Origin of the sequence: Aquabacterium sp. (genome assembly GCF_021768455.1) — a bacterium.
Taxonomy (GTDB): domain Bacteria; phylum Pseudomonadota; class Gammaproteobacteria; order Burkholderiales; family Burkholderiaceae_C; genus Aquabacterium.
In genome coordinates, this window is record NZ_JAIZVX010000061.1 from 1 (window position 1) to 22,855 (window position 22,855).

Below are 22,855 nucleotides of genomic sequence, written 5' to 3' on the forward strand. Positions count from 1 at the left end.
CCCGAACAGCGGCTGCAGCGCGGGCCACTGCTGCACGGCCAGCGGCCCGAAGGCCACGACCAGCAGGGCCAGGCCCATCACCAGGCAGGGCAGGTTCCAGCGCTCGTGGCGACGGTAGAAGGACTGGCCACGCACCTCGGCATCGGCTCGGTCGATCTCGGCCTCGCCCACCACCTGCCGGGTGAGCAACTGGTTGATGGCCACCGGTGGCGAGAGGTAGCCCAGCTCGAAGGCGACCAGCACCATCATCCAGAAATGCACGGGGTGGATGCCGTTGGCGATGGCCATGGGCGCCAGCGTGCTGGACACCAGCAGCACCGCACCCAGGGGCTCCATCACCATGCCCAGCACCACCTTGACCACGACCAGGAAGCCCATGGCCAGCCACACATTGGGGAAGACCTGTGGCGCCAGGCTCATCAGCTCGGCCCGCTCCACCACGCCGCTGACCAACTGGGTGAAGACCATCAGGCTGATGTAGGCTCCGACGTGCTCAACGGTCTCGGTGGTGGCGCGGTGGATGGCCGCGCCCGCCCGGGGTTCGCGTTGCACGGCATGGCCCAGGTCGGCCGGGGTGACGCCCGCCAGCCCGCCCGGGTGCCGGCGCGCCAGCAAGGCCCGGTCGAGCACCACGATGGCCAGGGTGAGGATGGGCAGGATGCTGGGCGCCGAGATCTCGTTGAAAGGGGTGTCGAGCCCATGCCGATAGACCAGCACGATGAGCGCCACCACCGCCCCATAGGGCAGCAGCTTGCCCGCCTCGCGCAGCATGGCGGGCGCGGCCTCCCGCGGCGATGCGAGGGGGGGGCGCGGCTCGTCCGCGCGGCGCAGCAGCAGGGAGGCGGCGAAGAACATGGTCGAGGTCAGCAGGAAGACGTAGCCGCCCCAATGGAACAGCTGCGCCGTGGTGACCTGCAGGTTGAGCGCCGCGATGCCCACCACCAGCAGGCTGGGGCTGAGCACCACGCCCAGCGAGCCCGACATGGCCGAGGCGGCCAGTGCATAGGACCGACCGCCCCCCACCGCGCGCACCTCGTGGTACACGATGGCGCCGGCCGCGATCACGAAAACGCTGGAGACGCCCGCATAGGCCGTGGGCAGCCCCGCCAGCAGCAGGATCAGGTAGGTCAGCACCTGGGGCGAGAGGCGCCAGGGCCGCAGCGTGTTGAGGAACAGGTCGACCAGGCGGCTCTGCTTGAACAGCATGCCGGCCCAGATGTGCAGGGCCAGGGCCAGCGGCAGGCTGACGATGTCGACCACCTTGTTGGCGTAGATGGCCGGGCCAGCCTGGTGGCCCTGCGCAAAGAAATAAAGGCAGGCCAACAGGGCCATGCTGGCCACCAGGGGCACGCACTGCAGCGCCGCAAGCCAGCTGCCCGAGCCGGTCTCGGCAGACTGGGCGGACACGGGCGGACGCCACAGCCGCCAGGCCGACACCCCGGTGAGCACCGCAAACATCAGGATCCACATCTGGTGGACACGGGGGTCGTCCATGGCCGCGCCCGATGCGCTGGCGATCTCGAGGTAGCGCCAGGCTGACCACAGCATCATCCCATGCGCCAGCACGAGGCTGAGCGACTGCACCGTGTGGTCGCGCGCGGTGCGCGGCGGGCGCAGGCTGATGTGGTGAAAGCCCCAGGTCGTGTAGGCCGCCGTGACCAGCAGCAGGGTCAGCAGGATGAGCGCACGGTTGTGCGCGCCGAAGTTGAAGAGCACGAAGAAGCTGGTCTCCATCGTGCGGTAGGCCTGCACGGCCGGTGTGATGTGGGCCAGCACCTGGGCGTGCTGCCGGTGCTGGGCCACGCACTCGGCCAGGGTGCTGCGCACCGACTCGCGCACCGCGGTCGGGTCCAACTGCTTGCGCCCGAACAGGTCATCGGTGTCGTCATGCGGCACGGCCGAACCCTGGGCCACCTGGCGGGCCACCTCGGCCTCCACGTCCAGGCGCGGGTTGCACGAGGGATGCACCGGGTCGGCGCGCAGGTAGAAGTACTGCACCTGCTGCGCTGGGTCGGAGAACAGGGCCTCGCCCAGCTTGAGCAGCTGGCCATGCACCATCTCGCCCGTGCTGATCACCAGGATCAGGATGAGCAGGGCCAGCGTGGGGAGGTTGGCCAGCCAGTCGACCAGGGCGCGGCGCGAAGGCATGGCGCCCGAGGGCCCCACCGGCGCAGCGGTCGTCGGCATGCGGCTCAAGGCCATGTTTCGGTGGGTTGCGCGCATTCGGAGGCCGCGGGGTTCACCTCGCAGCGGATGCGCTTGATGATCTTGAGGCCGCGCTTGTCGTAGACGCCCTTCTCGGCCATCTCGATGCGGCCTTCGCGCATGAGGCCCACGTAGCGGTCGGCATCGATCTCGCTGGGGTCCATCCAGTAGCGGTCGGGAATGGTGGCGTCGGCGCGCCGGGTCAGGGCCACGACGGTGTCGAAACGCGAGAGCCAGACCTCGCGCGACTTCTGGCCGAAGCCTTCGGGGAAGCGGTCGCGCTTGAAGACCATCTGGTAGGTCAGGATGGTGACCGGGAAGCGGTGCACCGCCCCCTTGCTGCCCAGGCCCTTGTGCAGCTCCAGCGGCTTGAAGACGATGGAGGGCGCCATGATCACGTCGACGTTGCCATTGTTGAACATGGTGGCGAAGTTGGTCACGTCGGCGGCCACGGGGCGAGCGCCCACACGCTGGATCAGCTGGGACTGGGCCTTGTCGTGATCGAAGGACGCCACGCGTTTGCCGGCGGCCGCTTCGAGGTTGGCGATCTGGCGGTCGTTGACGAAGGCATAGGCCGCGCCCAGCGGGGCGATGCCACCCACTTCGTAAGGCCCTTGCACCATCAGCGATGCGGCCTTGGGCGAGGCGAAGATCTGCACGGCCTTGCGCACCACATCGATGCTGGCGGCCATGTCGAGCTTGCCCTTTTTGACCACGGTGGAGGCGCCCAGGGAATCGAGGGAGGCCGTGACCGAATTGAAGGCGCGGGTGCGCAGGGCCGTGGCCATCACGGCGTCGCACTGGCCGGTGCGAAAGTCCTCTACCGCGACGCGCTCGTCCACGTAGACCTTGAGCTCGATGTCGGCGCCATGCTTCTGCATCTCGATGGCGTAGTCCTTGGCGTTGTTGTAGCCATCGCCGGTGGTGCCGAGGATGTCGAACACACAGACCTTCTGCCTGGCCTGCGCGCCCGAGGTCACCAGAATCAAGACGGTGGCCAGGGCCACACCCCAAACGTGCTTCATGCGGATCCCGTGTGCTGAACCGGTCTGGTCAAAAATCAAAAGGGGATGCCGGCGAACCCGCACCCCCTTTCAGCTTGGCGACGCCCAGGCAGGGGCCCTGCGCCACCCGCCCCACGCCTCAGCGCTTGGCGCGCTTCGACACGGCGGCGATGCCGACCAGGCCCAGGCCCATCAGCAGGTAGGTCGAGGGTTCTGGCACCGCAGGGGTCACGGCGTTCTTGCTCGCCAGCACCGAGATGCTCGACGAGATCGAGCCGTAGTCGGTGATGGAGGCCATGGCGTTGCGGCCCGCGGTGGTCAGGCCCAGGGCGGTGGAGAAGGTCTCGAAGGCGGCCGAGGTGATGGTCAGGCCGGTCAGGGTGTTGTTGGAGGTGGTCGTGCCCTCGACGGCGGCAAACGAGGTCGCGCCGGTCAGGGTGCTGTAGTTCCACAGCAGGTAGTTGTTCAGCGTGCCCACCCCATTGCCCCCCACCAGGGTGGCATAGACGCTCTTGGTGCCCAGATCGACCTTGAGGTTGGTGATCGACAGGGAGCCACCGGTGGTGGTGAAGCCATCGGCCTCGGAGGTCAGGAGGGCGCCGCCCTGGGTGCCCACGCTGGCGATCGAAACGGTGCTGCCATCGAACGAGCCGCTCAGGCTGGTGACGGGGGCCGCGGCCGTGATGGCGGTGTAGGCGGTGCCCTTGGCGTTGAGTTTGGAGGTCACGACGGCCGGGGCGGCCGATTCGACCACCACGCCCCCGGCGTTCAGGGCGCCAATGAGGGTGGAGGAGAACACCAGGTTGCCCGAACCGCTCAGGTTGGACACGGTCCAACCCTGGTCGGACACGGAAGAACCGGTGCTCAGGGTCAGTGCGGCGGCATGGGCCGAACCTGCCATGACGAAAGCGGCCAGAGCCAGGGATTTCAGAACGAGTTTCATGGGGCCTCTCCAGGGATGGGTTGAGTGAGCTGCGCAGAACTGTTTGGATATAACGCGCTGCGTGCCGTTGGAGAGAATTTAAGTTTCAGCCCCAGGCCCACCGGATGGGGCAAACCCGCCTCCCCCCGCATCCGAGGGAACAAAAAAGTCACACGCGGATCAGGACCCCGAGCGTCCCAGGCTCAGCCCTCGCCACCGGCCTGCTGCAGGCGCCACATCTGGGCGTAACGGCCCTCCTGCGCCAGCAGTTGCGGGTGGGTGCCGCGCTCGATGATGCGGCCCTGCTCCATCACCAGGATCTCGTGGGCGTGCACGATGGTGGAAAGCCGGTGGGCGATCACCAGCACCGTCTTGCCCTGGGCCACGGCGGCCAGTTCGCCCTGGATGGCGCGCTCGTTGGCCGAGTCGAGTGCCGAGGTGGCCTCGTCGAACACCAGGATGGGCGGGTCTTTCAGCAGCGTGCGGGCGATGGCCACGCGCTGCTTTTCGCCCCCCGAGAGCTTGAGCCCGCGCTCACCGACCATGGTCTCGTAGCCCTTGGGCGTGCCCTGGATGAAGTCGTGGATGCGCGCGGCCTGGGCGGCCTGCACCACCTCATCGTGTGTGGCCTCGGGGCGGCCATAGGCGATGTTGTAGGCCACGGTGTCGTTGAAGAGCACGGTGTCCTGCGGGACGATGCCGATGTGGCGTCGCAGGCTGTCCTGCGTCAGGCTGCGCACGTCGTGGCCGTTGACGGTGATGCGCCCGCCCTGCACGTCGTAGAAGCGGTAGAGCAGGCGTGCCAGCGTCGATTTGCCCGACCCCGATGGCCCGACCACGGCGACGGTCTGCCCCGCCGGGATCTCGAAACTCAGGTCGTGCAGGATGGGCCGGCTGGGGTCGTAGGCAAACTGCACATGGTCGAACCGGACCGAAGGCGGGCCCTTGACCATGAGCGGCCTGGCGTCGGTCGCGTCGGCGATTTCGCGTTCGCGCTCGATCAGGGTGAACATCTTGTCGAGGTCGGTCAGCGACTGCTTGATCTCGCGGTAGATCACGCCCAGGAAGTTCAGCGGAATGTAGAGCTGGATCATGAAGGCATTGACCATGACCAGATCCCCCACCGTCATGTGCCCCTCGACCACCCCCTGGGTGGCCCGCCACAGCATCACGATCAGGCCGGTGGCGATGATGGTCTGCTGGCCGGCATTGAGCAGCGACAGCGTCTGCTGCGTGCGCACGGCCACACGGCGCAGGCGCTCCAGGGCCTCGTCATAGCGCCGGGTTTCGAAGGCCTCGTTGTTGAAGTACTTGACGGTCTCGTAGTTCAGCAGCGCGTCGATGGCACGGCTGTGGGCCCTGGAGTCCAGCTCGTTCATCTCGCGCCGGAACTGCGTGCGCCAGTGCGTGACCGACACCGTGAAAGCCACGTACATCACAAGGGCCGTCAGGGTGATCCAGGCGAAGACCACATCGAACTTCGTGGCCAGCAGGGTGAGCACCAGCACCACCTCGATCAGCGTGGGGATGATGCTGTAGAGCGAGTACGAGATCAGCGAGTTCACGGCGCGGGTGCCGCGCTCGATGTCGCGCGTCATGCCACCGGTCTGGCGCTCCAGGTGAAAACGCAGGCTGAGCGCATGCAGGTGGGCAAAGACCTTGAGCGAAATGCTGCGCGAGGCCCCCTCGGTGGCCTTGGCAAACACCAGCTCACGCAGCTCGGTGAACAGCGAGGTGGACAGGCGCAACAGCCCGTAGCCCAGCAGCAGGCCTGCCGGCACCACCAGCATGGCCTGGGCCGTGTTGGGCTGGGGCGCCAGGCGGTCGACCAGGGTCTTGAGCAGCAGGGGCACGCCCACATTGGCCAGCTTGGCGCCGACCATGAAGGACAAGGCCAGGATCACCCGCCACTTGTAGGCCCAGAGGTAGGGCCACAGGGCGACCAGGGTGTCGCGCTCGGAACGGCGCGGGCCTGTGGCGGAAGGCTGGTTTTCTGCAGCGGGAACGTGTGCGGTGCGGCGCATTCTGGAACAATGCCTTCTCTGATTCAAGCACCGATTGTCGACCGGATTGCCCATGACCCTCACGCCCTCGCCCCAGACCCTGCTGACCCCGCCTGAGCTGCACCCCGAGATGGAGCTGGTCATGCGCGTCATGCCCATGCCCAAGGACGCCAACGGCAACGGCGACATCTTCGGTGGCTGGATCATGGCGCAGGTGGACCTGGCGGCCTGCGTGCTGCCCATGCGCATCTCCAAAGGCCGGGTGGCCACGGTGGCGGTCAACGAGTTCGTGTTCCGCAGCGCGGTGTCGGTGGGCGACCTGCTGAGCCTGTACGCCCGCGTCGAGCGCATCGGCACGACCTCGATCACGGTGCACGTGGAGGTCTGGGCCGAGCGTCGCCCGGCCGATCCGCTGCTGGTCAAGGTCACCGAGGCCAAGGTCACCTACGTGGCCATTGACCGCGAAGGCCAGCCCCGGCCGGTGTTGAGCGCCTGAGCGGCACACGGCGGCTTGCGGCCCGTCAAGTCTGTCGCGGGCAGACATGGTTTTGTCGCATCCCGCACCGCCCTGAGGTCCGGGAGGCCTTGCCACGTGTGCGACCATCGCGGGATGGACGCCTTGACCTCAACCTCTCTCGATCAGGTCCCCGCCGCCTTGCAGCGCCAGGGCTGGGCCGTGATCAACGCCCCCCTGCTGCTGGACTGGGTCCACGCCGACGCCGCCACCGCCGAAACCGTTCACGGCAGCTGGAACGACCTGCCGCCCGACACCCACCTGCGTGACGGCGGCCACTACCGCTTTCGCCGCCACAGCTGCTATGTGCTGGACAACGCCAGCGGCGCGCTCACGCTCACGCCGCACCGCGCCCACTGGCAGCCCGTGACCTACAACGCCCTGCACGGAGGCTTCGAGCGCTGGTTCGAACCCATCGATGCGGCCGTGACCGGGCACCCCATGTGGCAGGCCCTGCTGCGCCAGATGGGCCAGATGCTGGCGGGCGTGAAGGCCACGCCCAGCTGGTTCATCGAGGCTCACCAGTTCCGCGTCGACACCACGGGCGGCATCGGCCGGCCCACGCCCGAAGGCGCCCACCGCGATGGCGTCGATTTCGTGGCCGTGCTCATGCTCGATCGCCACGCCATCAAGGGCGGCGAAACCCGCGTCTTCGAGGCCGATGGCCCGCATGGCGTGCGCTTCACGCTCACCGAGCCCTGGAGCACCCTGCTGATCGACGATGAACGCGTGATCCACGAATCCACCCCGATCCAGCCCCTGGGCGAACACGGCTGGCGAGACACCCTGGTGCTGACCTTCCGCCAGGGCGGCTTCCAGGGTCCGGCCTGAGGCCTCCGCCTCCGGTCGCCCCCGGTCAGCGACCGCTCACTGGCGGCAGTCGTTGTCCGACTTGATGCGGGTGGCCACCAGGCGGCGGTTGCTGTCGTAGGTGGTGCCGCGCACCTCGACGCAGGCGTCGGTGGCCAGCGTCAGGCCGCTGTCGACCGCGCTGCTGGTGTAGGCCACGTTCACGCCGCGCACGGTGAAGCTGCTGTCCGACACCAGGTTGGCCACCAGGCCGTGCAGCTCGACTTCGCGCTGCTCGATCTCTTCGTCGTCCTCGACCTTGACCTCGCTGGCCACCAGCACCCCGGCACTCATCTGGCCCTTGACCTCGACCCGCGAGCCCACCGTCACGGTGCCGGTGACCGTGGCCCGGCTGGTGTCGACGGTCACACCGTTGACCACGATCTGGTTGGTGCCGGTGGCGATGACGTCGCCCTCGAGGCGCGCCTCGCGGCTGTCGGTGGCCAGCACACTGCGCACCTGGACGCGGGTGGCCGTCCAGCTGCCGCCCGACTGCGTGGTGCCCAGCCAGACGCGCACCACCGCGCCCACGCGCAGGCCATCCGGCACGCTGGCGCTGCCCAGATCGACGTTGACGCTGCCGCCCTGCCCCATCGTGAAGGTGCGCCCGCTCACCGACGTGACGATGCCCGTGACCTTGTAGTCCGAGACCGGGGTCGTGCCAGTGTCGATCACCTCGATCAGCGTGGCCGTGAGGGCCGAGGCGGCCTGCACCAGGGCGTGCACCTCGATCACATCGCCCACGGCAATGCTGGCGGGCAGCACGGTCTTGCTGTCGATGGCGATGCGCTGGCCCAGCACGGTGACGCTGGCCGGGCGGCCATTGGCGTCCAGCGTGCCCACGGCGGAGACCGGCCCCAGCATGGCGCTGCCGTAGCGCACGGTGGTGGCCGTGGCCGCGTCGGTGCCGCTGCTGCCCGCCGTCACCGCGCCGCCACTGACCTCCACCAGCATGCCCAGCTTGAGCAGGCTGCTGCCCGAGGTGGTGGTGACGCCGTCGTCGCGGACCACGGTGGTGCCGCTGTCGCTCACGGTGTAGCGGATGCTGTTGACGATGATGGAGCCCAGGCCCGAAATCGGTCCGTTGGAATAGGAGCCCGTGCCACCACTGCCCACGCCATTGCCGGCCGTGCTCGTGCCCCCGCCGCCACAGGCGCTGAGTCCGATGAGGGTGGCCACCAGCAGGGCGCCGGCACGTTGAAGGGGTCTCAGCATGTCATGTCCTTTTGCGAGGCTTGCGCACCGGCACGGCCTCGTCGTGGTCGGGGGACGATGGCGGGGCATCGTCGGCATGGAAGGTGAACAGGCCCATGCGCACGCGGCGGCGCGCGGTCTCAGGCTGGGTCGCGTCGGCCTCGATGCGAGACTCCAGCAAGGGCACGGCCTCGGCCAGCAGGGTCTTCCAGTGCCGGCGCGCCAGCACCCGCAGCTGTTCAACGGATTCCGCCGACAGGCCTTCCGCGAAAACGGCCTGTTCGAAGTGCACAGGCTCGTCGCTCAGCACATTGCTGACCGCGGCCTGGAGGTGATCGCCCGTGTTGCTGCCCAGGAAGGCCAGCATGCGCTGCGTGTCGCCATGAGGGGTGAAGCCATCTTCGACCAGGCTGACGGTGTCGCTGGCCTCGTCCCAGCGGGCGAGCTTGAGGCGGCAGAGTTCATCGAGCAGGCTGCGGGGGTGCACGTCCTGGGTCACGGAGCGGGCCAGGGCCTCGAAGCTGGGGGCCTCGCCATGGCGCGGCAGGCTGCGGGGCTTGCCCTTGAGGCGCAGGCTGCGGTCGGAGAGCCAGCGCGTGAAAAGCTGGGACACCAGCGAGGCCGCCTCCGGCCGGGGCGCGCCGGTGTCGGCCTGGGTCAGGCGGGTGACCTCGCGGCGGTTGATGCCCGTGGCCGTGCTGATGCGGCTGACCAGGCGGTGGGCGGGCAGGCCCTGCGCCAGCTGCGCCTCCTGGGCGGCCCGCACAAAAGCCTGTTTGAGCGACTCCTCGGTGGCGGCAAAGGTCAGGCCCTTGGCCACGGCCAGGCGCGCCAGGGGCATGAGCACCGACTGGAGCGCGTCCAGCAGGGCGTCCTGGTCAGACGGGGCGGTTGACGGGAGGGTGTCGGACATGGAGCGGGGCCGCGGCCACAAGTCGGCACTGAAATGTGCCGTGCGCCCATTTTAACCAGCCCGACACACGCGGGTGAGATTTGTTCGCGCGCCCGGCCTCGCCCTCCGGTGGCCTCAGGCAAAGCGCAGCAAGGCCGCCCGGTTGAGGGCGAAGCGGTGGCGACGCGGCAGGGGCGTGAGCGCCTCCAGCTGACGCAGTCGCGACATCGCACGCGAGACCGACTCCATCGCCAGATCGTTGATGTCGGCCATGTCGTTCAGCGTGGGCAGCACCAGCTCGGTGGCCTCGGGCCCGGCCAGCATCAGGATGAGGCGCGAGACGCGCTGCTCGGCCAGGCCGCTGCGCAGGGCGAGCAACTCGCCGGTGCGCTGCTGCACGCGCAGCAGGCCCTGCAGCATGACCTCGGTGGCGGCCGGCCCGGCCCCGGGCGTCCAGGGCATGAGCAGGCTGGGCACCAAGGCCCAGGCCGTGCCGCCATATCGCCCCATGGTGGCGACCTCGCAGCCCACCAGGTCATCGGGCAGCAGCAGGCCCGCCAGGCGAGGCCCGGCGGGGCCCTCCTGGTCAAGGCGCATCACGCCCTCCAGCACGCGCCACACCGTGCCGCGGGCACCGGCCTGGTAGAGCGGCGTCTTGGCGGGCAGGCGGAGGCAGCCGTCCACCGGCACGCCCACGCTCGGTGACGACACGGAGGAGATCGGACTTGGCGGGTTCACACCCCCACCTTAGCGGGGCGACCCACACGGGCCTTGACGCCCGTCAAGCTCGCACCGGGCGGGCCCAGCGACTCAGGCGCGGCGCCAGTCCTTGTGCAGCAGGTGGCGGCTGAAATCCTGGGCCACCACCACACGGTCCCGGCCGGTGCGCTTGGCCGCGTACAGGCCCTCGTCGGCACGGCCGAGCAGATCGGCCCAGTCCTCGTCGTCGTGGCTGCGGGCCAGGCCAATGCTGACCGTCACGCCCTGCGGGCCATCGAGCGTCTCGCATCGGATCTGGCCGATGACCTGGCGCAGGCGGTCGGCCACGAGGTGGGCATCGTCCAGGTCGGTGCTGGCCAGCACCACGAGGAACTCCTCGCCGCCGATGCGCCCCACGCGGTCGCCATCGCGCAGGTGGCCTCGCAGGGCCTGCCCCACCTTGACCAGCACCTCGTCGCCGATGGCATGGCCAAAACGGTCGTTGATGGACTTGAAGTGGTCGACGTCGCACATCAGCAGGCACAGGGGCTGGCGAGCCTGACGGCGGTCGGCGTGCAGGGCGTGCAGATGGGCCAGGATGGCGCGGCGGTTCATGAGGCCGGTGAGCGCGTCCTGATCGGCCAGGTCGGACAGGCGCTGCTCCAGCGCCTTGCGCTCGGTGATGTCGAGGATGGTGCCGGCCAGGCCGCAGACCTGCCCCGACTCGTCGAGCATGGCGGCCTTGTAGAACAGCACCTGACGGCGCTCGCCCCCGGGCGGCTGCACCTCGGTTTCGTAGCGCTGCTGCCCGCCGGAGGACATCAGGGCCTCGTCGGCCTCGGCATAGACGCGGGCGAGGTCTGGCGGAGAGAGGTCGTAGACCGACAGCCCGATCAGCTCGTCGGCCCGCTTGCCCATCAACTCGGTGAAGGCGCGGTTGCAGCCCTGGTAGCGCCCGGCCCGGTCCTTGAAGAAGATCGGCGTGGGCAGCGCATCCAAAGCAGACTGAACCAGTTCGGCGGGCAGGCGGAAGTCGGACAAGAGAGGGCTCTCAGCAAAGGCGCATCCCTGCCAGCGGCAGCAGGTCGGCGTACCGCCTGACGCATCGCCAGGGCAGCCTGCCATTATCTGGCTGGCGGGGCGAAAATCTGCCAAACCCCGCACGCCATCCAGGTAAAAGTGCGCTGCAAGCGCCTCTTTCCCACCAGGTGAAAAGACCGCCGGCACCGCAGGCTGCTACCCTGGGATCCGTCCCCTGAAACCGGGCCCGATGCGCCCTCCGACACCATGTCTTCCGATCACGCCCACCCTCATGCCCACGGGGCGCACGCCTGTCAGGCCGACCATGCCCACCCTGAACTGAGCCACCACCACGTCTTCCACCAACCGAGCGAGGCCGCGGAACAAGGCACGCGCCTGGTGGTGTGGATCACGCTGGCGATGATGGTGATCGAGATCACGGCCGGGTGGCTCAGCCACTCGATGGCGCTGCTGGCCGACGGCTGGCACATGAGCTCGCACGCGGTGGCGATTGGCCTGAGCGCCCTGGCGTATGCGGCGTCGCGGCGCTATGCCCACGATGCGCGCTTCACCTTCGGAACCTGGAAGGTCGAGATCCTGGGGGGCTTCGCCAGCGCCCTGATGCTGATGGGGGTGGCGGCGACGATGGTGTGGGGCTCGGTCGACCGGCTGCTGCACCCCGAGGCCATTGCCCACCAGGAGGCGGTGGTGGTGGCCGTGATCGGCCTGGTCGTCAACGCCGTGTGCGCCCTGATCCTGATGCGCGCCGGAGGCGGGCACGACCACCACGGGCACGGGCATTCACATGGCCATGGTCACGAACACGGTCATGCGCACGACCACGGGCACCACCACGGCCAGGAGGGCGAACACCGCGACCTCAACCTCCACTCGGCCTACATCCACGTGCTGGCCGATGCGGCCACCTCGGTGCTGGCCATCGTCGCGCTGGTGGCGGGCTGGGTGTGGGGATGGGACTGGCTGGACCCGGTCACGGGCCTGGTGGGCGCAGCCCTGGTGGCCTCCTGGGCCGTGGGCCTGCTGAAGGAAACCGGTTTGATCCTGCTGGACCGCGAGATGGACCACCCCGTGGTCGACGAGATCCGCGAGGTGATCGAGCAGGGCGCCGAGGCCGAGGCCCATGGCACCCGCATCACCGACCTGCACGTCTGGCGCGTGGGCAAGCTGGCTTATTCATGCGCCATGACGGTGGTCACGCGCGACGAGGCCCTGAGCCCCGCCCTGGTCAGGCAGCGCCTGGCCATTCACGAAGAGATCGTGCACCTCACGGTCGAGGTGCACCACCGCCACGCGCACTGAGCGCGGGCCTCAGCACTGAGAAAAATCAGGCTTGCGCTTCTGCATCACCGCGGTGATGGCCTCCTTGGCGGCCGGGCCTTGCAGCAGCTCGCCAAAGGCGCGCAATTCGGCCTGCATCACGCCGGGCAGCTTGGTGTTGCCCAGCTTCATCAGGGCCTTGGCGGCCAGCATCGAGGCGGCGGGCTTGGCAGCCAGCTTGGCGGCCTGCACCTGGGTGTAGGCATTGACCTCTTCCGGCGGCAGCACGCGGTTGACGAGGCCCATTTCCAGCGCCTCTTCGGCGTAGAACGGCTCGCCCAGCAGCAGCTTTTCGGCGGCACGCTGGTGGCCCACCAACTGGGGCAGCAGCAAGGCCGAGCCGCCTTCCGGGCACAGGCCCAGGTTCACAAAGGGCATGCTGAAGGCGGCGTTGTCACCGGCATAGACCAGGTCGCAGTGCAGCAGCAGCGTGGTGCCGATGCCCACAGCGGGGCCGCACACCGACGCCAGCAGCGGCTTGGGGAAGGTGCGCAGGGCCTCGAGGAAACGCACGACCGGCGCCGGTTCGGCCTCGGGCGAGGTGTCGGGTGGGTTGCTCAGGAAATCGAACAGGTCGTTGCCGGCGGTGAACACGGCGGTCGCGCCCTGGATCACCACCACGCGCACACCCGCGTCGCGGGCGGCCACGTTCAGGGCATTGGCCAGCGCCGAGTACATGTCGGCGGTGATGGCGTTCTTCTTGTCCAGGCGGTTGAAGGTCAGGGTCAGCACCGCGCCTTCGCAGTGGGCCAGGATGGGGTCGGACATGGGCGGTCTCCTCAGGGTCGAAGGGAGGATTGGAACAGAGTCGACGCCCTGCTCCGCATGAAAAAGCCCGCACCACGTGAGGCTGTGGGGCGGGCTGCGCAGCCAGATGTCGGCGCGAGAGGCAGGGCGGGAGGCCAGCCCCCTGCCCTGTCGGGATCACAGGCGTTCGATGATGCCGGCGGCGCCCTGACCCGTGCCGATGCACATGGTCACCATGCCGTACTTGCCGCCAGTGCGCTGCAGGCCGTGCACCACGGTGGCGGCACGGATGGCGCCGGTGGCACCCAGGGGGTGACCCAGGGCGATGGCGCCGCCCATGGGGTTGACCTTGGCGCGGTCGAGCACATGGCCCTTGGCATCGAGGTCCTTCAGCACGGCCAGCGACTGCGCGGCAAAGGCTTCGTTCAGCTCCACCCAGTCCAGGTCGGCGGCGGTGATGCCGGCCTTCTTCAGGGCCAGGGGGATGGCTTCGATCGGGCCGATGCCCATGATCTCGGGCGGCACGCCCTTGACGGCGAAGCTCACGAAACGAGCCAGGGGCTTGAGGCCGTACTTCTCGCAGGCTTCCTTCGAAGCCAGGATCAGGCAGCCGGCGCCGTCGGAGGTCTGCGAGCTGTTGCCGGCGGTGACCGAACCCTTGGCGGCGAACACCGGCTTGAGCTTGGCCAGGCCTTCCAGGGAGGTGTCGGGGCGGGCGCCTTCGTCGCGGCTGATGACCTTCTTCGAGATGGTCACTTCACCGGTTTCGAGGTTGGGCGTGCGCACTTCGACTTCGATCGGCGTGGTCTCGGCATCGAACCAGCCCGCCTGCTGGGCGGCGATGGCACGGCGGTGCGATTCCACGGCAAAGGCGTCCTGCTCTTCGCGGGTCACCTGCCACTGGGTGGCCACCTTCTCGGCGGTCATGCCCATGCCATAGGCGATGCCGACGTTCTCGTCCAGGTCCACGACCTTGGGGTTGAAGGAAGGCTTGGAGCCGCCCATGGGCACCATCGACATCGACTCCACGCCACCGGCGATCATCACGTCGGCTTCGCCCACGCGGATGCGGTCGGCGGCCATGGAGACGGCGGTGATGCCGGCTGCACAGAAGCGGTTCACGGTGGCGCCGGCCACGGTCTTGGGCAGGCCCGACAGGAGCGCGGCCACCTTGGCCACGTTCATGCCCTGCTCGCCTTCGGGCATCGCGCAGCCGATGATGGCGTCTTCGATGGCGGCCGGGTCGAGCGAAGGCACTTGCTTGAGGGCGCCCTGGATGGCGGCCACCAGCAGGTCGTCCGGGCGGGTGTTCTTGAACACACCGCGGCCAGACTTGCCGATCGGGGTACGGGTGGCGGCGACGATGTAGGCGTCTTTCAACAGGTCAGTCATTTCTTGGCTCCGGTCCGATCAGTTGCGCACGGGCTTGCCGGTCGACAGCATGCCCATGATGCGTTCTTGCGTCTTGGGGTTGTCCAGCAGGCTGCAGAAGTGCTTGCGCTCCAGGGCGTGCAGGTATTCCTCGCTCACCAGGGTGCCGCCATCGACGTCGCCGCCGGTCAGCACATCGGCGATGCAGGAGCTGATGTGGTAGTCGTGCTGCGAGATGAAACCGCCATCACGCATGTTGATCAGCGAAGACTGCAGCGTGGCCTTGACGTTGCGGCCGGCCACGGCGAACTGCTTCCTGGCCGGGGCGCGGTAGCCCGACTCGAACATGGCCTTGGCCTGGGCGATGGCGACGTAGAGCACCTCGTCCTTGTTGGCCACGATCACGTCGCTCTCGAGCAGGTAGCCGAACTTGCGGGCTTCGATGGCCGAAGTCGCCACCTTGGCCATGGCCGCGGCCTGGAAGCCTTCCTTGACGAAGCCCATGAGTTCGGCGCCGACCATGCCGGACACGCCCTTGGAGGCTTCGACCTGCTCGGCCGCACGGCGGGCCAGGTAGGCCAGGCCACCGCCACCGGGGATCAGGCCCACGCCCACTTCCACCAGGCCCACATAGGTTTCCATCGCGGCCACGCGCTTGGCGGCGTGCACGGCCAGCTCGCAACCACCGCCCAGGGCCAGGCCATGCATGGCGGCCACGGTCGGCACGTTGCTGTAGCGCAGGCTCAGCATGAAGTCCTGCAGCTGCTTCTCGAACGGGGCAATGGCCTTGCCACCGCCCTGCATGAAGGCCGGCATCATGGATTGCAGGTCGGCACCGGCCGAGAACGGGCCGTCCTGCGTCCAGATGACCATGCCCTTGTAGCCGGCTTCGGCCAACTCCAGGCCCTTGGCCAGGCCCGCGGTCACGTCGGCCGAGATGGTGTGCATCTTCGACTTGATCGAAGCGATCACGACCTCGTCGTCCAGCGTCCACAGGCGGATGGCGGCGTCTTCAAACAGGGTCTTGCCCGCGGTGGCGGCGTTCAGGGCGTCCGAGCCCAGCACGTCCTCACGGAAGGCCTGGCGCTGGTAGACCGGCAGGTTGCGGATCGGCACATAGAGGCCGGTGCGCGGCGACCACGAACCCGCGGGCGTGTGCACGCCATCGCGACCGTCGAAGACCCAGGCCGGCAGTGGCGCGCTGGAGAGGGCCTTGCCCGCGTCGATGTCGGCCTTGACCCACTCGGCCACCTGCTTCCAGCCGGCTTCCTGCCAGATTTCGAAGGGGCCTTGCTTCATGCCGAAGCCCCAGCGCATGGCGAAGTCGACCTCGCGGGCCGATTCGGCGATGGATTCGAGCGTGACGGCGGCGTAGTGGAAGGCGTTGCGCAGCAGGGCCCAGATGAACTGGGCTTGCGGGTGGGCGGACTCGCGCAGGGCCTTGACGCGCTCGGCGGCAGGCTTGCGCAGGATGTCGGTGACTTCCTTGTCGGCCTTGCCGCCAGCGGGCACGTACTCGCCGGTTTCGGGGTTGAACTGCAGGATGTCCTTGCCGACCTTCTTGAAGAAGCCGGCCTTGGTCTTCTGCCCGAAGTGGCCCAGCGCCAGCAGCTTGTCGAGCGCAGCGGGGTTGCCGAAGGCGCCGTTGAAGGGATCGTCCTTGGCGCCGTTCTGCAGCGTCTTGATGACGTGGGCCATGGTGTCCAGGCCCACCACGTCGGCGGTGCGGAAGGTGGCCGAGGAGGCGCGCCCCATCTTCTTGCCGGTCAGGTCGTCGACGATGTCGTAACCCAGACCCGAGCGCTCGACTTCGCGGAAGGTCAGCAGCATGCCGGCCACGCCCACGCGGTTGGCGATGAAGTTGGGGGTGTCATATGCGCGCACCACGCCCTTGCCGACGACCGAGGCCGAGAAGGTTTCGAGCTGGTCGACCACCTCCGGCGCGGTGAAGGCCGTGGGGATCAGTTCCAGCAGGAACATGTAGCGCGGAGGGTTGAAGAAGTGGATGCCCAGGAAGCGCGAACGCAGCTGTTCGGGCAGCACATTGGCCATGGCCGTGATCGACAGACCCGAGGTGTTTGTGGCCAGGATGGCCTTGTCGTTCACGAAGGGCGCGATCTTCTTGTAGAGGTCTTCCTTCCAGTCGAGACGCTCGGCGATGGCCTCGATGATGAGGTCGCAGCCGCGCAGTTCCTCGAGGTGCTCTTCGTAGTTGGCCTGCTGGATCAGCACGGCGTCTTCGGGCACGCCCAGAGGCGAAGGCTTCAGCTTCTTGAGGCCTTCGACCGCCTTGGTGACGATGCCGTTCTTCGGGCCTTCCTTGGCCGGCAGATCGAACAGCACCACGGGCACCTTGACGTTGACCAGATGGGCGGCAATCTGCGCCCCCATCACGCCGGCGCCGAGCACGGCCACCTTGCGGACATTGAATCGACTCATGTTCTCTCCTGGGTAGAACCCAATTGCGCAATCAATTGAAAATTGAACGGGACAGAGACGGAGGCGGCACAGCGGCCACCTCCCGGGCTCGGCACGCTGTTCAGAACAGGGCTTCGTCCATTTCCATCAGGGGCTTCAGGCCGGCCTTGGCCGTGGCCATGGCGGTCTCGACTTCGGGCACCAGCTTGGCGAAATAGAAGCGGGCCGTGGCCAGCTTGGCGACGTAGAACTTGTCGCCCGACGATTGCTTCTCGAGGGCGATCTTGGCCATGCGCGCAAAGAAGTAGGCGTAGACCATGTGGCCGACCACGCGCAGGTAGTCGACCGCGGCGGCGCCCACTTCATCGGGGTTCTGCATGCCCTTCATGCCGATTTCCATGGTGAAGGCCTGGACCTTCTTGCCCAGCTCGCCCAGGGGCACGGTGAACTCCTGCATGGCGGCGTTGTCGGCGTTGTCCTTCACGAAGGACGAGATCAGCTTGCCGAACTTGGTCAGCTTGGCGCCGGCATCGCCCAGCACCTTGCGGCCCAGCAGGTCGAGCGACTGGATGGTGTTCGTGCCTTCGTAGATCATGTTGATGCGCGCATCACGCACGAACTGCTCCATGCCCCACTCGTGGATGAAGCCATGGCCGCCGAAGACCTGCTGGCAGTGCACGGTGGACGCCCAGGCGTTGTCGGTGATGAAGGCTTTGACGATCGGGGTCAGCAGGGCGACGATGTCGTCGGACTCCTTGCGCACGGCCTCATCGGGATGGTTGTGCGACTTGTCGAGCTCGATGGCCACGAAGTAGACCAGGGCACGGGCGCCTTCGGCGTAGGCACGGGCGGTCAGCAGCATCTTGCGCACATCGGGGTGCACGATGATCGGGTCGGCGGCCAGTTCGGGGCGCTTGGCACCCGACAGGGCGCGCATCTGCACGCGGTCCTTGGCGTAGTTGACGGCGTTTTCGTAGGCCACTTGCGTGAGGCCCAGAGACTGGTTGCCCACGCCCAGGCGGGCGCCGTTCATCATCACGAACATGGCGGGCAGGCCGCGGTGGGGCTGGCCCACCAGGGTGCCCACGGCGTTGTCCAGCACCATCTGGGCCGTGGCGTTGCCGTGGATGCCCATCTTGTGCTCCAGGCCACCGCAGTAGATGCCGTTGCGCTCGCCCAGCGAGCCATCGGCGTTCACCAGGAACTTGGGCACGACGAAGAGCGAGATGCCCTTGGAGCCAGCGGGGGCGTCGGGCAGGCGGGCCAGCACCAGGTGGACGATGTTCTCGGCCATGTCGTGTTCACCGGCCGAGATGAAGATCTTGGCGCCGGAGAGCTTGTAGGTGCCATCGGCCTGGGGCTCGGCCTTGGTGCGCAGCAGGCCGAGGTCGGTGCCGCAGTGCGGTTCGGTCAGGCACATGGTGCCCGTCCACTGGCCGCTGGTCAGCTTGGGCAGGAAGGTCTTCTTCTGTTCCTCGGAGCCGTGGGCTTCCAGGCAGGCGTGGGCGCCATGGCTCAGGCCGGGGTACATGGTCCAGGCCTGGTTGGCCGAGTTCAGCATCTCGTAAATGGCCTGGTTGATGAGCAGGGGCAGGCCCTGGCCACCCCACTCGGGATCGGCGCTCAGGGCCGACCAGCCGTTTTCGGTGTACTGCTTGTAGGCTTCCTTGAAGCCATCGGGGGTCTTGACCTCGTGCGTGGTCTTGTCGAGCACGCAGCCCTGCACGTCGCCCACCAGGTTCAGCGGGGCCAGCACTTCAGAGGCGAATTTGCCGCCTTCTTCCAGCACGGCGTTCACGGTGTCGGCGTCCAGGTCCGCGTAGGCGGGGATCTTGGTCAGCTCGTCCACGCCACCCAGCAGCTCGTGGATGACGAATTGCATGTCGCGCAGTGGGGGGGTGTAGCTAGGCATCGTGAAGCTCCTCGGTCAGAAAACGTGTTGGAAGGGGAAAACCTGATCGGGCAGGCGATGGGTCAGACAGAAGCCGCGGGCGACGTGGCACCGGCGGCAGGGGGAACGGGGGGCGCGGGCAGCGGATTGGCCGCGCCCTGGGCGTAGTACTGGATGACGCGCTCGAAGGCGACGCTGGCGCGGCCGATGGCCCCGACGGAGCGCAGGAAGCGGGCGTCGTGGTGCAGGGCGAGGATGAGTCCGTGGATCTCGAACTGCATCTGCATGGGGTCGGCATCGGTGCGCAGGTGGCCCATTTCGATGGCCATGCGGATGGCGCGCACCAGAGAGCCGTGCCAGGTGACGACCATGCCGGCCAGGGCGTCGCGCACGGGGCCCGGACGGTCGTCGAACTCGACGGCACCGCTGATGTAGATGCAGCCGGAATCGATTTCGGTGGCGACCTTGGCCACCCAGTTCTCAAAGAGGGCGCGCAGGCGAGGCAGGCCACGGGGCTGGCGGATGGCGGGGTGAAAGACCTCGTCTTCGAAGCGGGCGTGGTACTCGCGGATGACGGAGATCTGCAGCTCTTCACGCGAACCGAAGTGGGCAAACACGCCCGACTTGCTCATGCCGGTGACTTCCGCCAGGGCGCCGATGGAGAGGCCTTCGATGCCCATCTGGGCGGCCAGGTTCAGGGCGGCGTCCAGGATGGCTGCGCGGGTCTGCTGCCCCTTGGGCGCACCGCGGCCGCGCTCGCGCACCGGCTCGGGGGCGTGTCTGGCGTCGGACGGGGTCAGGTCGGTCAAGGGAGGGCTCCTGCAAAATGAAACGAACGATCGTGCTAAATCGAACGACCGTGCTATTTTGCAGAAAATGATGGCGACTGTGTGAACCCGACTCAAAAAAAATTTGTGAAGCGCTCACGAACCCGGGGCAATGTCACGTCACGGCCGGATCCCATCCTAGGGTTGGCCTGCGCATTTGGGGAGAGGGCAAGCTCGGGCATTGCCCTCGGTGCTTGAGAAAGTCACACAAGCTGTCTATCCTGTTCCGATCAACCCGTTGTGGAGGATGCATGGACGTGCTGCAGCTTGACGTGTCAGGCCGTCCGCAGGCTTGGCTGTCGGCCAAGGAAGCGGCGGCCCTGTATGCCAACGACGCGATCGCGTGGACCGTGGGCGAGCCCTTCATGGTGCTGCGCGGCGGCATCCAGCGCCGCACGGGTCAGCAGTCCCGCATGGAGCTGCACCCCATCGTGGCCGTGCACGGGGCCATGCCCAGCCGGGCCTGGCGCCAGCAGCCGGCGCTGAGCAACCCCAAGCTCTTTGTGCGCGACCGCCAGGTCTGCGCCTACTGCGGCCAGCGTTTCCACCTCGAGGCGCTCACGCGCGAGCACATCGTGCCCACCTCGCGCGGCGGGCAGGACACCTGGATGAACTGCATCACGGCCTGCCGCAACTGCAATGGACGCAAGGGCAACCGCACGCTCCATGAGCTGGGCTGGCAGCTGTACTACCTGCCGTATGTGCCCAGCGTGCACGAAGACATGATCCTGCGCGGGCGGCGCATCGTGGCCGACCAGATGAGCTTCCTGCTGGCCAGCGTGCCGGCGCACAGCCGCCTGCGGGACTGAGCACCCGGCTCAGCGTGTGGCCAGGCCGCCGAAGGTGGTGGCCATGACCCACTCGATGACCTGATCGGGCGCGTGCCCGCCGGCCTTGAGCACGCCCAGCACCGGGTCGCAGGCGCGCGCGAAGAGGGTGTAGAGCACGACTTCGGCGGGCACGGCGGTCGTGATCTGGCCTTGGGACTGGGCCTCGGTGATCCAGTGGCCCAGGCGTTCGCTCACGGCCATGAGCTGGCCGAGGTAGGCCATGTCGGCCATGAGGGCGGCGCGCAGGCTGGAGTTCTGCGAGGGCAGCGAGGGCATCTCGCCATCGAGCTGCACGCGCATGGTCCAGCGCACCACGGCCTCCAGGCGGGCGAGGGGCGTGGGCAGGCCCTGGGCCTCGATGCGGTCGAGCTCGGCCTGGGCCCGGCCCAGCAGGCGCTTCATGGCGGCGGCGGCCAGGGCCTCCTTCGAATCGAAGTGCTTGTAGAGGCTGGCCTTGGCGATGCCGACCTCGCTGGCGACCTCGTCCATGGTCATGAGGTCAAAGCCCTTGCCGGCCAGCTGGCGGTTGACCGCGTCGACGATGGCGTCTTCGCGCGCCTGGCGAACCTGCTGGTTGAAGGGGAGTCGGGCCATGGCCGGATTGTAGAGAGCCTGACCCGGCCCCGGGCCGCATCGGGCCTTGTGTCAGGCGCGGCGTCAGGCTTTGTCTCAGGCCTTGCGGGGCCCGGGCACGCCGCGGTCGATCACATAACGGGCCTGGGTGTGGAAGCGCGAGTCCGGGCGCACCGGATGGGGTGTGGCACGGAAATCGACCTGCACGCGCTGCGGGGTGACGTCGAGCAGGACGTAGCCGCGCTCGTCGCTGCGGGCGTGCAGCATGTCGGGGTTGCCGCCCTTGAGCCAGTTGTTGAGCAGCTCGCTCAGACCCCGACTGGAGATGGAGCTGCCAACGATCTCGCTGGCCACGATGGGCGAGGCGGGGTCGCTGGGGTCGAGGCGGAGGTTGGCTGCCACGTGGCGGTGCACATCGCCGCCGAGGCAGACCACATCGGGCACGCGGGGCTGGGCGATGGCCTGCATGAGACGGCTGCGTGCGGCAGGGAAGGCGTCCCAGCCATCGGCATAAAGCAGGGGCCCCAGGGGCGAACGGATGGCGCCAGGGCTGACCTGGGTGCTTTGCACGATGAACTTCCAGGCGCGGGTGCTGCCGGCCAGGCCTTCGGCCAGCCAGGCCTCCTGCTCGAAGCCCAGCATGCTGCGCTCGGGCGCCTTGGCGGCTTCACAGCCCCGCAGCAGCTTGCCCCGGGCCAGGCTGTTGAAGCCCGAACAGACTGGCGCGTCGCGGAACTGCCGGGTGTCGACGGTCCAGAACTCGGCCAGCTGCCCCCACTCGTAGTGCGCGTGCATGGGCATGTGGGCGCCCGTGGGCGCGCGCCGCGGCGAGATCGGCAGGTGCTCGAAGTAGGCCTGGTAGGCGGCGGTGCGCAGCTTCAGGAAGGCCTGTACGTCGGGCAGGTCGGGGTCGCTGTCGCCGGCGTAATCGTTGACGACCTCGTGGTCGTCCCAGACCAGGAGCCAGGGGTGGGCGGCGTGGCAGGCACGCAGGTCGGCGTCAAGCTTGTAGCTGGCGTGGTGGACGCGGTAGTCGGCCAGGGTGAAGTCGGCCTCGTCGCTGGGGAAGCGGTGCGGGTGGCGGCGCACGCGGTGGTAAGCGAAGAGGTCGGTTTCGTAGAGGTAGTCGCCCACGAAGGCAACCAGGTCGACATCGGCCGCGGCGATCTCGCGGTGGGCGGCAAAGTAGCCCGCCTCGTAATGCTGGCAGGAGGCCAGGGCCAGGCGCATGCGCTGGTTGCGGGCGTCGGGGGCCGGTGCGGTGCGGGTGCGGCCCACGGGACTGGTCTGGCCGCCCGCCTCGAAACGGTAGTAATGGGTGCGACCGGGCTGCAGGCCGCTGACCTCTGCGTGGACGCTGTGGCCCCGCTCGGGGGTGGCCAGGGCGCGACCGGTGGCCACCACGCGGTCGAAGCGGGCATCGAGCGCCACCGTCCAGTGCACGGGCACGGTCTGCGCGGGCATGCCGCCGTCGGCCTGCATGGGCTGGGGCGCCAGGCGGGTCCAGATCACGACGGACTCGGGAAGGGGTTCGCCGCTGGCCACGCCCAGGGTGAAG

Annotated in this window: 19 protein-coding genes; 4 read left to right on the forward strand and 15 right to left on the reverse strand. The window is 68.1% G+C overall.

Going from position 1 to position 22,855, the window contains the following annotated elements; translation table 11 throughout:
* The 4 genes from QZ994_RS09785 to QZ994_RS09800 all read right to left on the reverse strand — a co-directional run.
* A partial coding sequence (locus QZ994_RS09785) for a TRAP transporter large permease subunit (protein ID WP_290871258.1) occupies positions 1-2,187 on the reverse strand: 2,187 nt, incomplete at its 3' end.
* 5 nt (positions 2,188-2,192) lie between these two features.
* Positions 2,193-3,230 (reverse strand): putative solute-binding protein, encoded by a 1,038-nt coding sequence (locus QZ994_RS09790; RefSeq protein WP_290871241.1) that lies wholly within the window; start codon positions 3,228-3,230, stop codon positions 2,193-2,195.
* 118 nt (positions 3,231-3,348) lie between these two features.
* Positions 3,349-4,152, reverse strand: a complete 804-nt coding sequence (locus QZ994_RS09795) for a PEP-CTERM sorting domain-containing protein (RefSeq protein ID WP_290871242.1) — start codon at positions 4,150-4,152, stop codon at positions 3,349-3,351.
* 182 nt (positions 4,153-4,334) lie between these two features.
* Positions 4,335-6,155: an ABC transporter ATP-binding protein/permease gene (locus QZ994_RS09800; RefSeq protein ID WP_290871243.1), complete on the reverse strand. Its 1,821-nt coding sequence runs from the start codon at positions 6,153-6,155 to the stop codon at positions 4,335-4,337.
* Between the two features lie 52 nt (positions 6,156-6,207).
* On the opposite strand from QZ994_RS09800, the gene QZ994_RS09805 reads away from it, so the two are divergent.
* Positions 6,208-6,630 (forward strand): acyl-CoA thioesterase, encoded by a 423-nt coding sequence (locus QZ994_RS09805; RefSeq protein WP_290871244.1) that lies wholly within the window; start codon positions 6,208-6,210, stop codon positions 6,628-6,630.
* Positions 6,631-6,753: 123 nt separating this feature from the next.
* A complete protein-coding gene (locus tag QZ994_RS09810) occupies positions 6,754-7,479 on the forward strand; it encodes a 2OG-Fe dioxygenase family protein (protein ID WP_290871245.1) in 726 nt (241 codons plus the stop codon).
* 36 nt (positions 7,480-7,515) lie between these two features.
* Here QZ994_RS09810 and QZ994_RS09815 read toward each other — a convergent pair whose 3' ends face one another.
* The 4 genes from QZ994_RS09815 to QZ994_RS09830 form a co-directional block, all read right to left on the reverse strand.
* Entirely contained in the window at positions 7,516-8,712 is a 1,197-nt protein-coding gene (locus QZ994_RS09815) for a DUF5666 domain-containing protein (protein ID WP_290871246.1), read from the reverse strand.
* Position 8,713: 1 nt separating this feature from the next.
* Positions 8,714-9,604, reverse strand: coding sequence for a DUF6502 family protein (locus QZ994_RS09820; protein ID WP_290871247.1), 891 nt, complete (start codon positions 9,602-9,604; stop codon positions 8,714-8,716).
* Positions 9,605-9,718: 114 nt separating this feature from the next.
* Complete coding sequence (locus QZ994_RS09825) at positions 9,719-10,294, reverse strand: hypothetical protein (protein WP_290871248.1); 576 nt, start codon at positions 10,292-10,294, stop codon at positions 9,719-9,721.
* Between the two features lie 99 nt (positions 10,295-10,393).
* Positions 10,394-11,323: a GGDEF domain-containing protein gene (locus QZ994_RS09830; RefSeq protein WP_290871249.1), complete on the reverse strand. Its 930-nt coding sequence runs from the start codon at positions 11,321-11,323 to the stop codon at positions 10,394-10,396.
* A gap of 246 nt (positions 11,324-11,569) precedes the next feature.
* Here QZ994_RS09830 and dmeF point away from each other — a divergent pair, with 246 nt between their 5' ends.
* Positions 11,570-12,622: a CDF family Co(II)/Ni(II) efflux transporter DmeF gene (gene dmeF / locus QZ994_RS09835; protein WP_290871250.1), complete on the forward strand. Its 1,053-nt coding sequence runs from the start codon at positions 11,570-11,572 to the stop codon at positions 12,620-12,622.
* Between the two features lie 9 nt (positions 12,623-12,631).
* Here dmeF and QZ994_RS09840 read toward each other — a convergent pair whose 3' ends face one another.
* The 5 genes from QZ994_RS09840 to QZ994_RS09860 all read right to left on the reverse strand — a co-directional run bounded on the left by QZ994_RS09840 (position 12,632) and on the right by QZ994_RS09860 (position 19,831).
* On the reverse strand, positions 12,632-13,408 hold the full coding sequence (locus tag QZ994_RS09840) for an enoyl-CoA hydratase (RefSeq protein WP_290871251.1): 777 nt from the start codon (positions 13,406-13,408) through the stop codon (positions 12,632-12,634).
* Between the two features lie 156 nt (positions 13,409-13,564).
* Complete coding sequence (locus QZ994_RS09845) at positions 13,565-14,779, reverse strand: acetyl-CoA C-acyltransferase (RefSeq protein ID WP_290871252.1); 1,215 nt, start codon at positions 14,777-14,779, stop codon at positions 13,565-13,567.
* Positions 14,780-14,797: 18 nt separating this feature from the next.
* Positions 14,798-17,197 (reverse strand): 3-hydroxyacyl-CoA dehydrogenase/enoyl-CoA hydratase family protein, encoded by a 2,400-nt coding sequence (locus QZ994_RS09850; protein ID WP_290871253.1) that lies wholly within the window; start codon positions 17,195-17,197, stop codon positions 14,798-14,800.
* A 100-nt stretch (positions 17,198-17,297) separates the two neighbouring features.
* The gene (locus QZ994_RS09855; protein ID WP_290871254.1) at positions 17,298-19,088 is read right to left on the reverse strand and encodes an acyl-CoA dehydrogenase C-terminal domain-containing protein; all 1,791 of its coding nucleotides are present in this window, start codon (positions 19,086-19,088) and stop codon (positions 17,298-17,300) included.
* A 62-nt stretch (positions 19,089-19,150) separates the two neighbouring features.
* Positions 19,151-19,831: a TetR/AcrR family transcriptional regulator gene (locus QZ994_RS09860; RefSeq protein ID WP_290871259.1), complete on the reverse strand. Its 681-nt coding sequence runs from the start codon at positions 19,829-19,831 to the stop codon at positions 19,151-19,153.
* A gap of 314 nt (positions 19,832-20,145) precedes the next feature.
* Between QZ994_RS09860 and QZ994_RS09865 the strand changes: the two genes are divergently transcribed.
* On the forward strand, positions 20,146-20,703 hold the full coding sequence (locus QZ994_RS09865) for an HNH endonuclease (protein WP_290871255.1): 558 nt from the start codon (positions 20,146-20,148) through the stop codon (positions 20,701-20,703).
* 9 nt (positions 20,704-20,712) lie between these two features.
* Here QZ994_RS09865 and QZ994_RS09870 read toward each other — a convergent pair whose 3' ends face one another.
* Both QZ994_RS09870 and QZ994_RS09875 read right to left on the reverse strand, forming a co-directional pair.
* Positions 20,713-21,318 carry a TetR/AcrR family transcriptional regulator gene (locus QZ994_RS09870; RefSeq protein ID WP_290871256.1) on the reverse strand — a complete coding sequence of 202 codons (606 nt, stop codon included), beginning with the start codon at positions 21,316-21,318 and terminating at the stop codon, positions 20,713-20,715.
* Positions 21,319-21,393: 75 nt separating this feature from the next.
* The coding region (locus QZ994_RS09875; protein ID WP_290871257.1) for an alkaline phosphatase D family protein at positions 21,394-22,855 on the reverse strand (1,462 nt) is incomplete at its 5' end.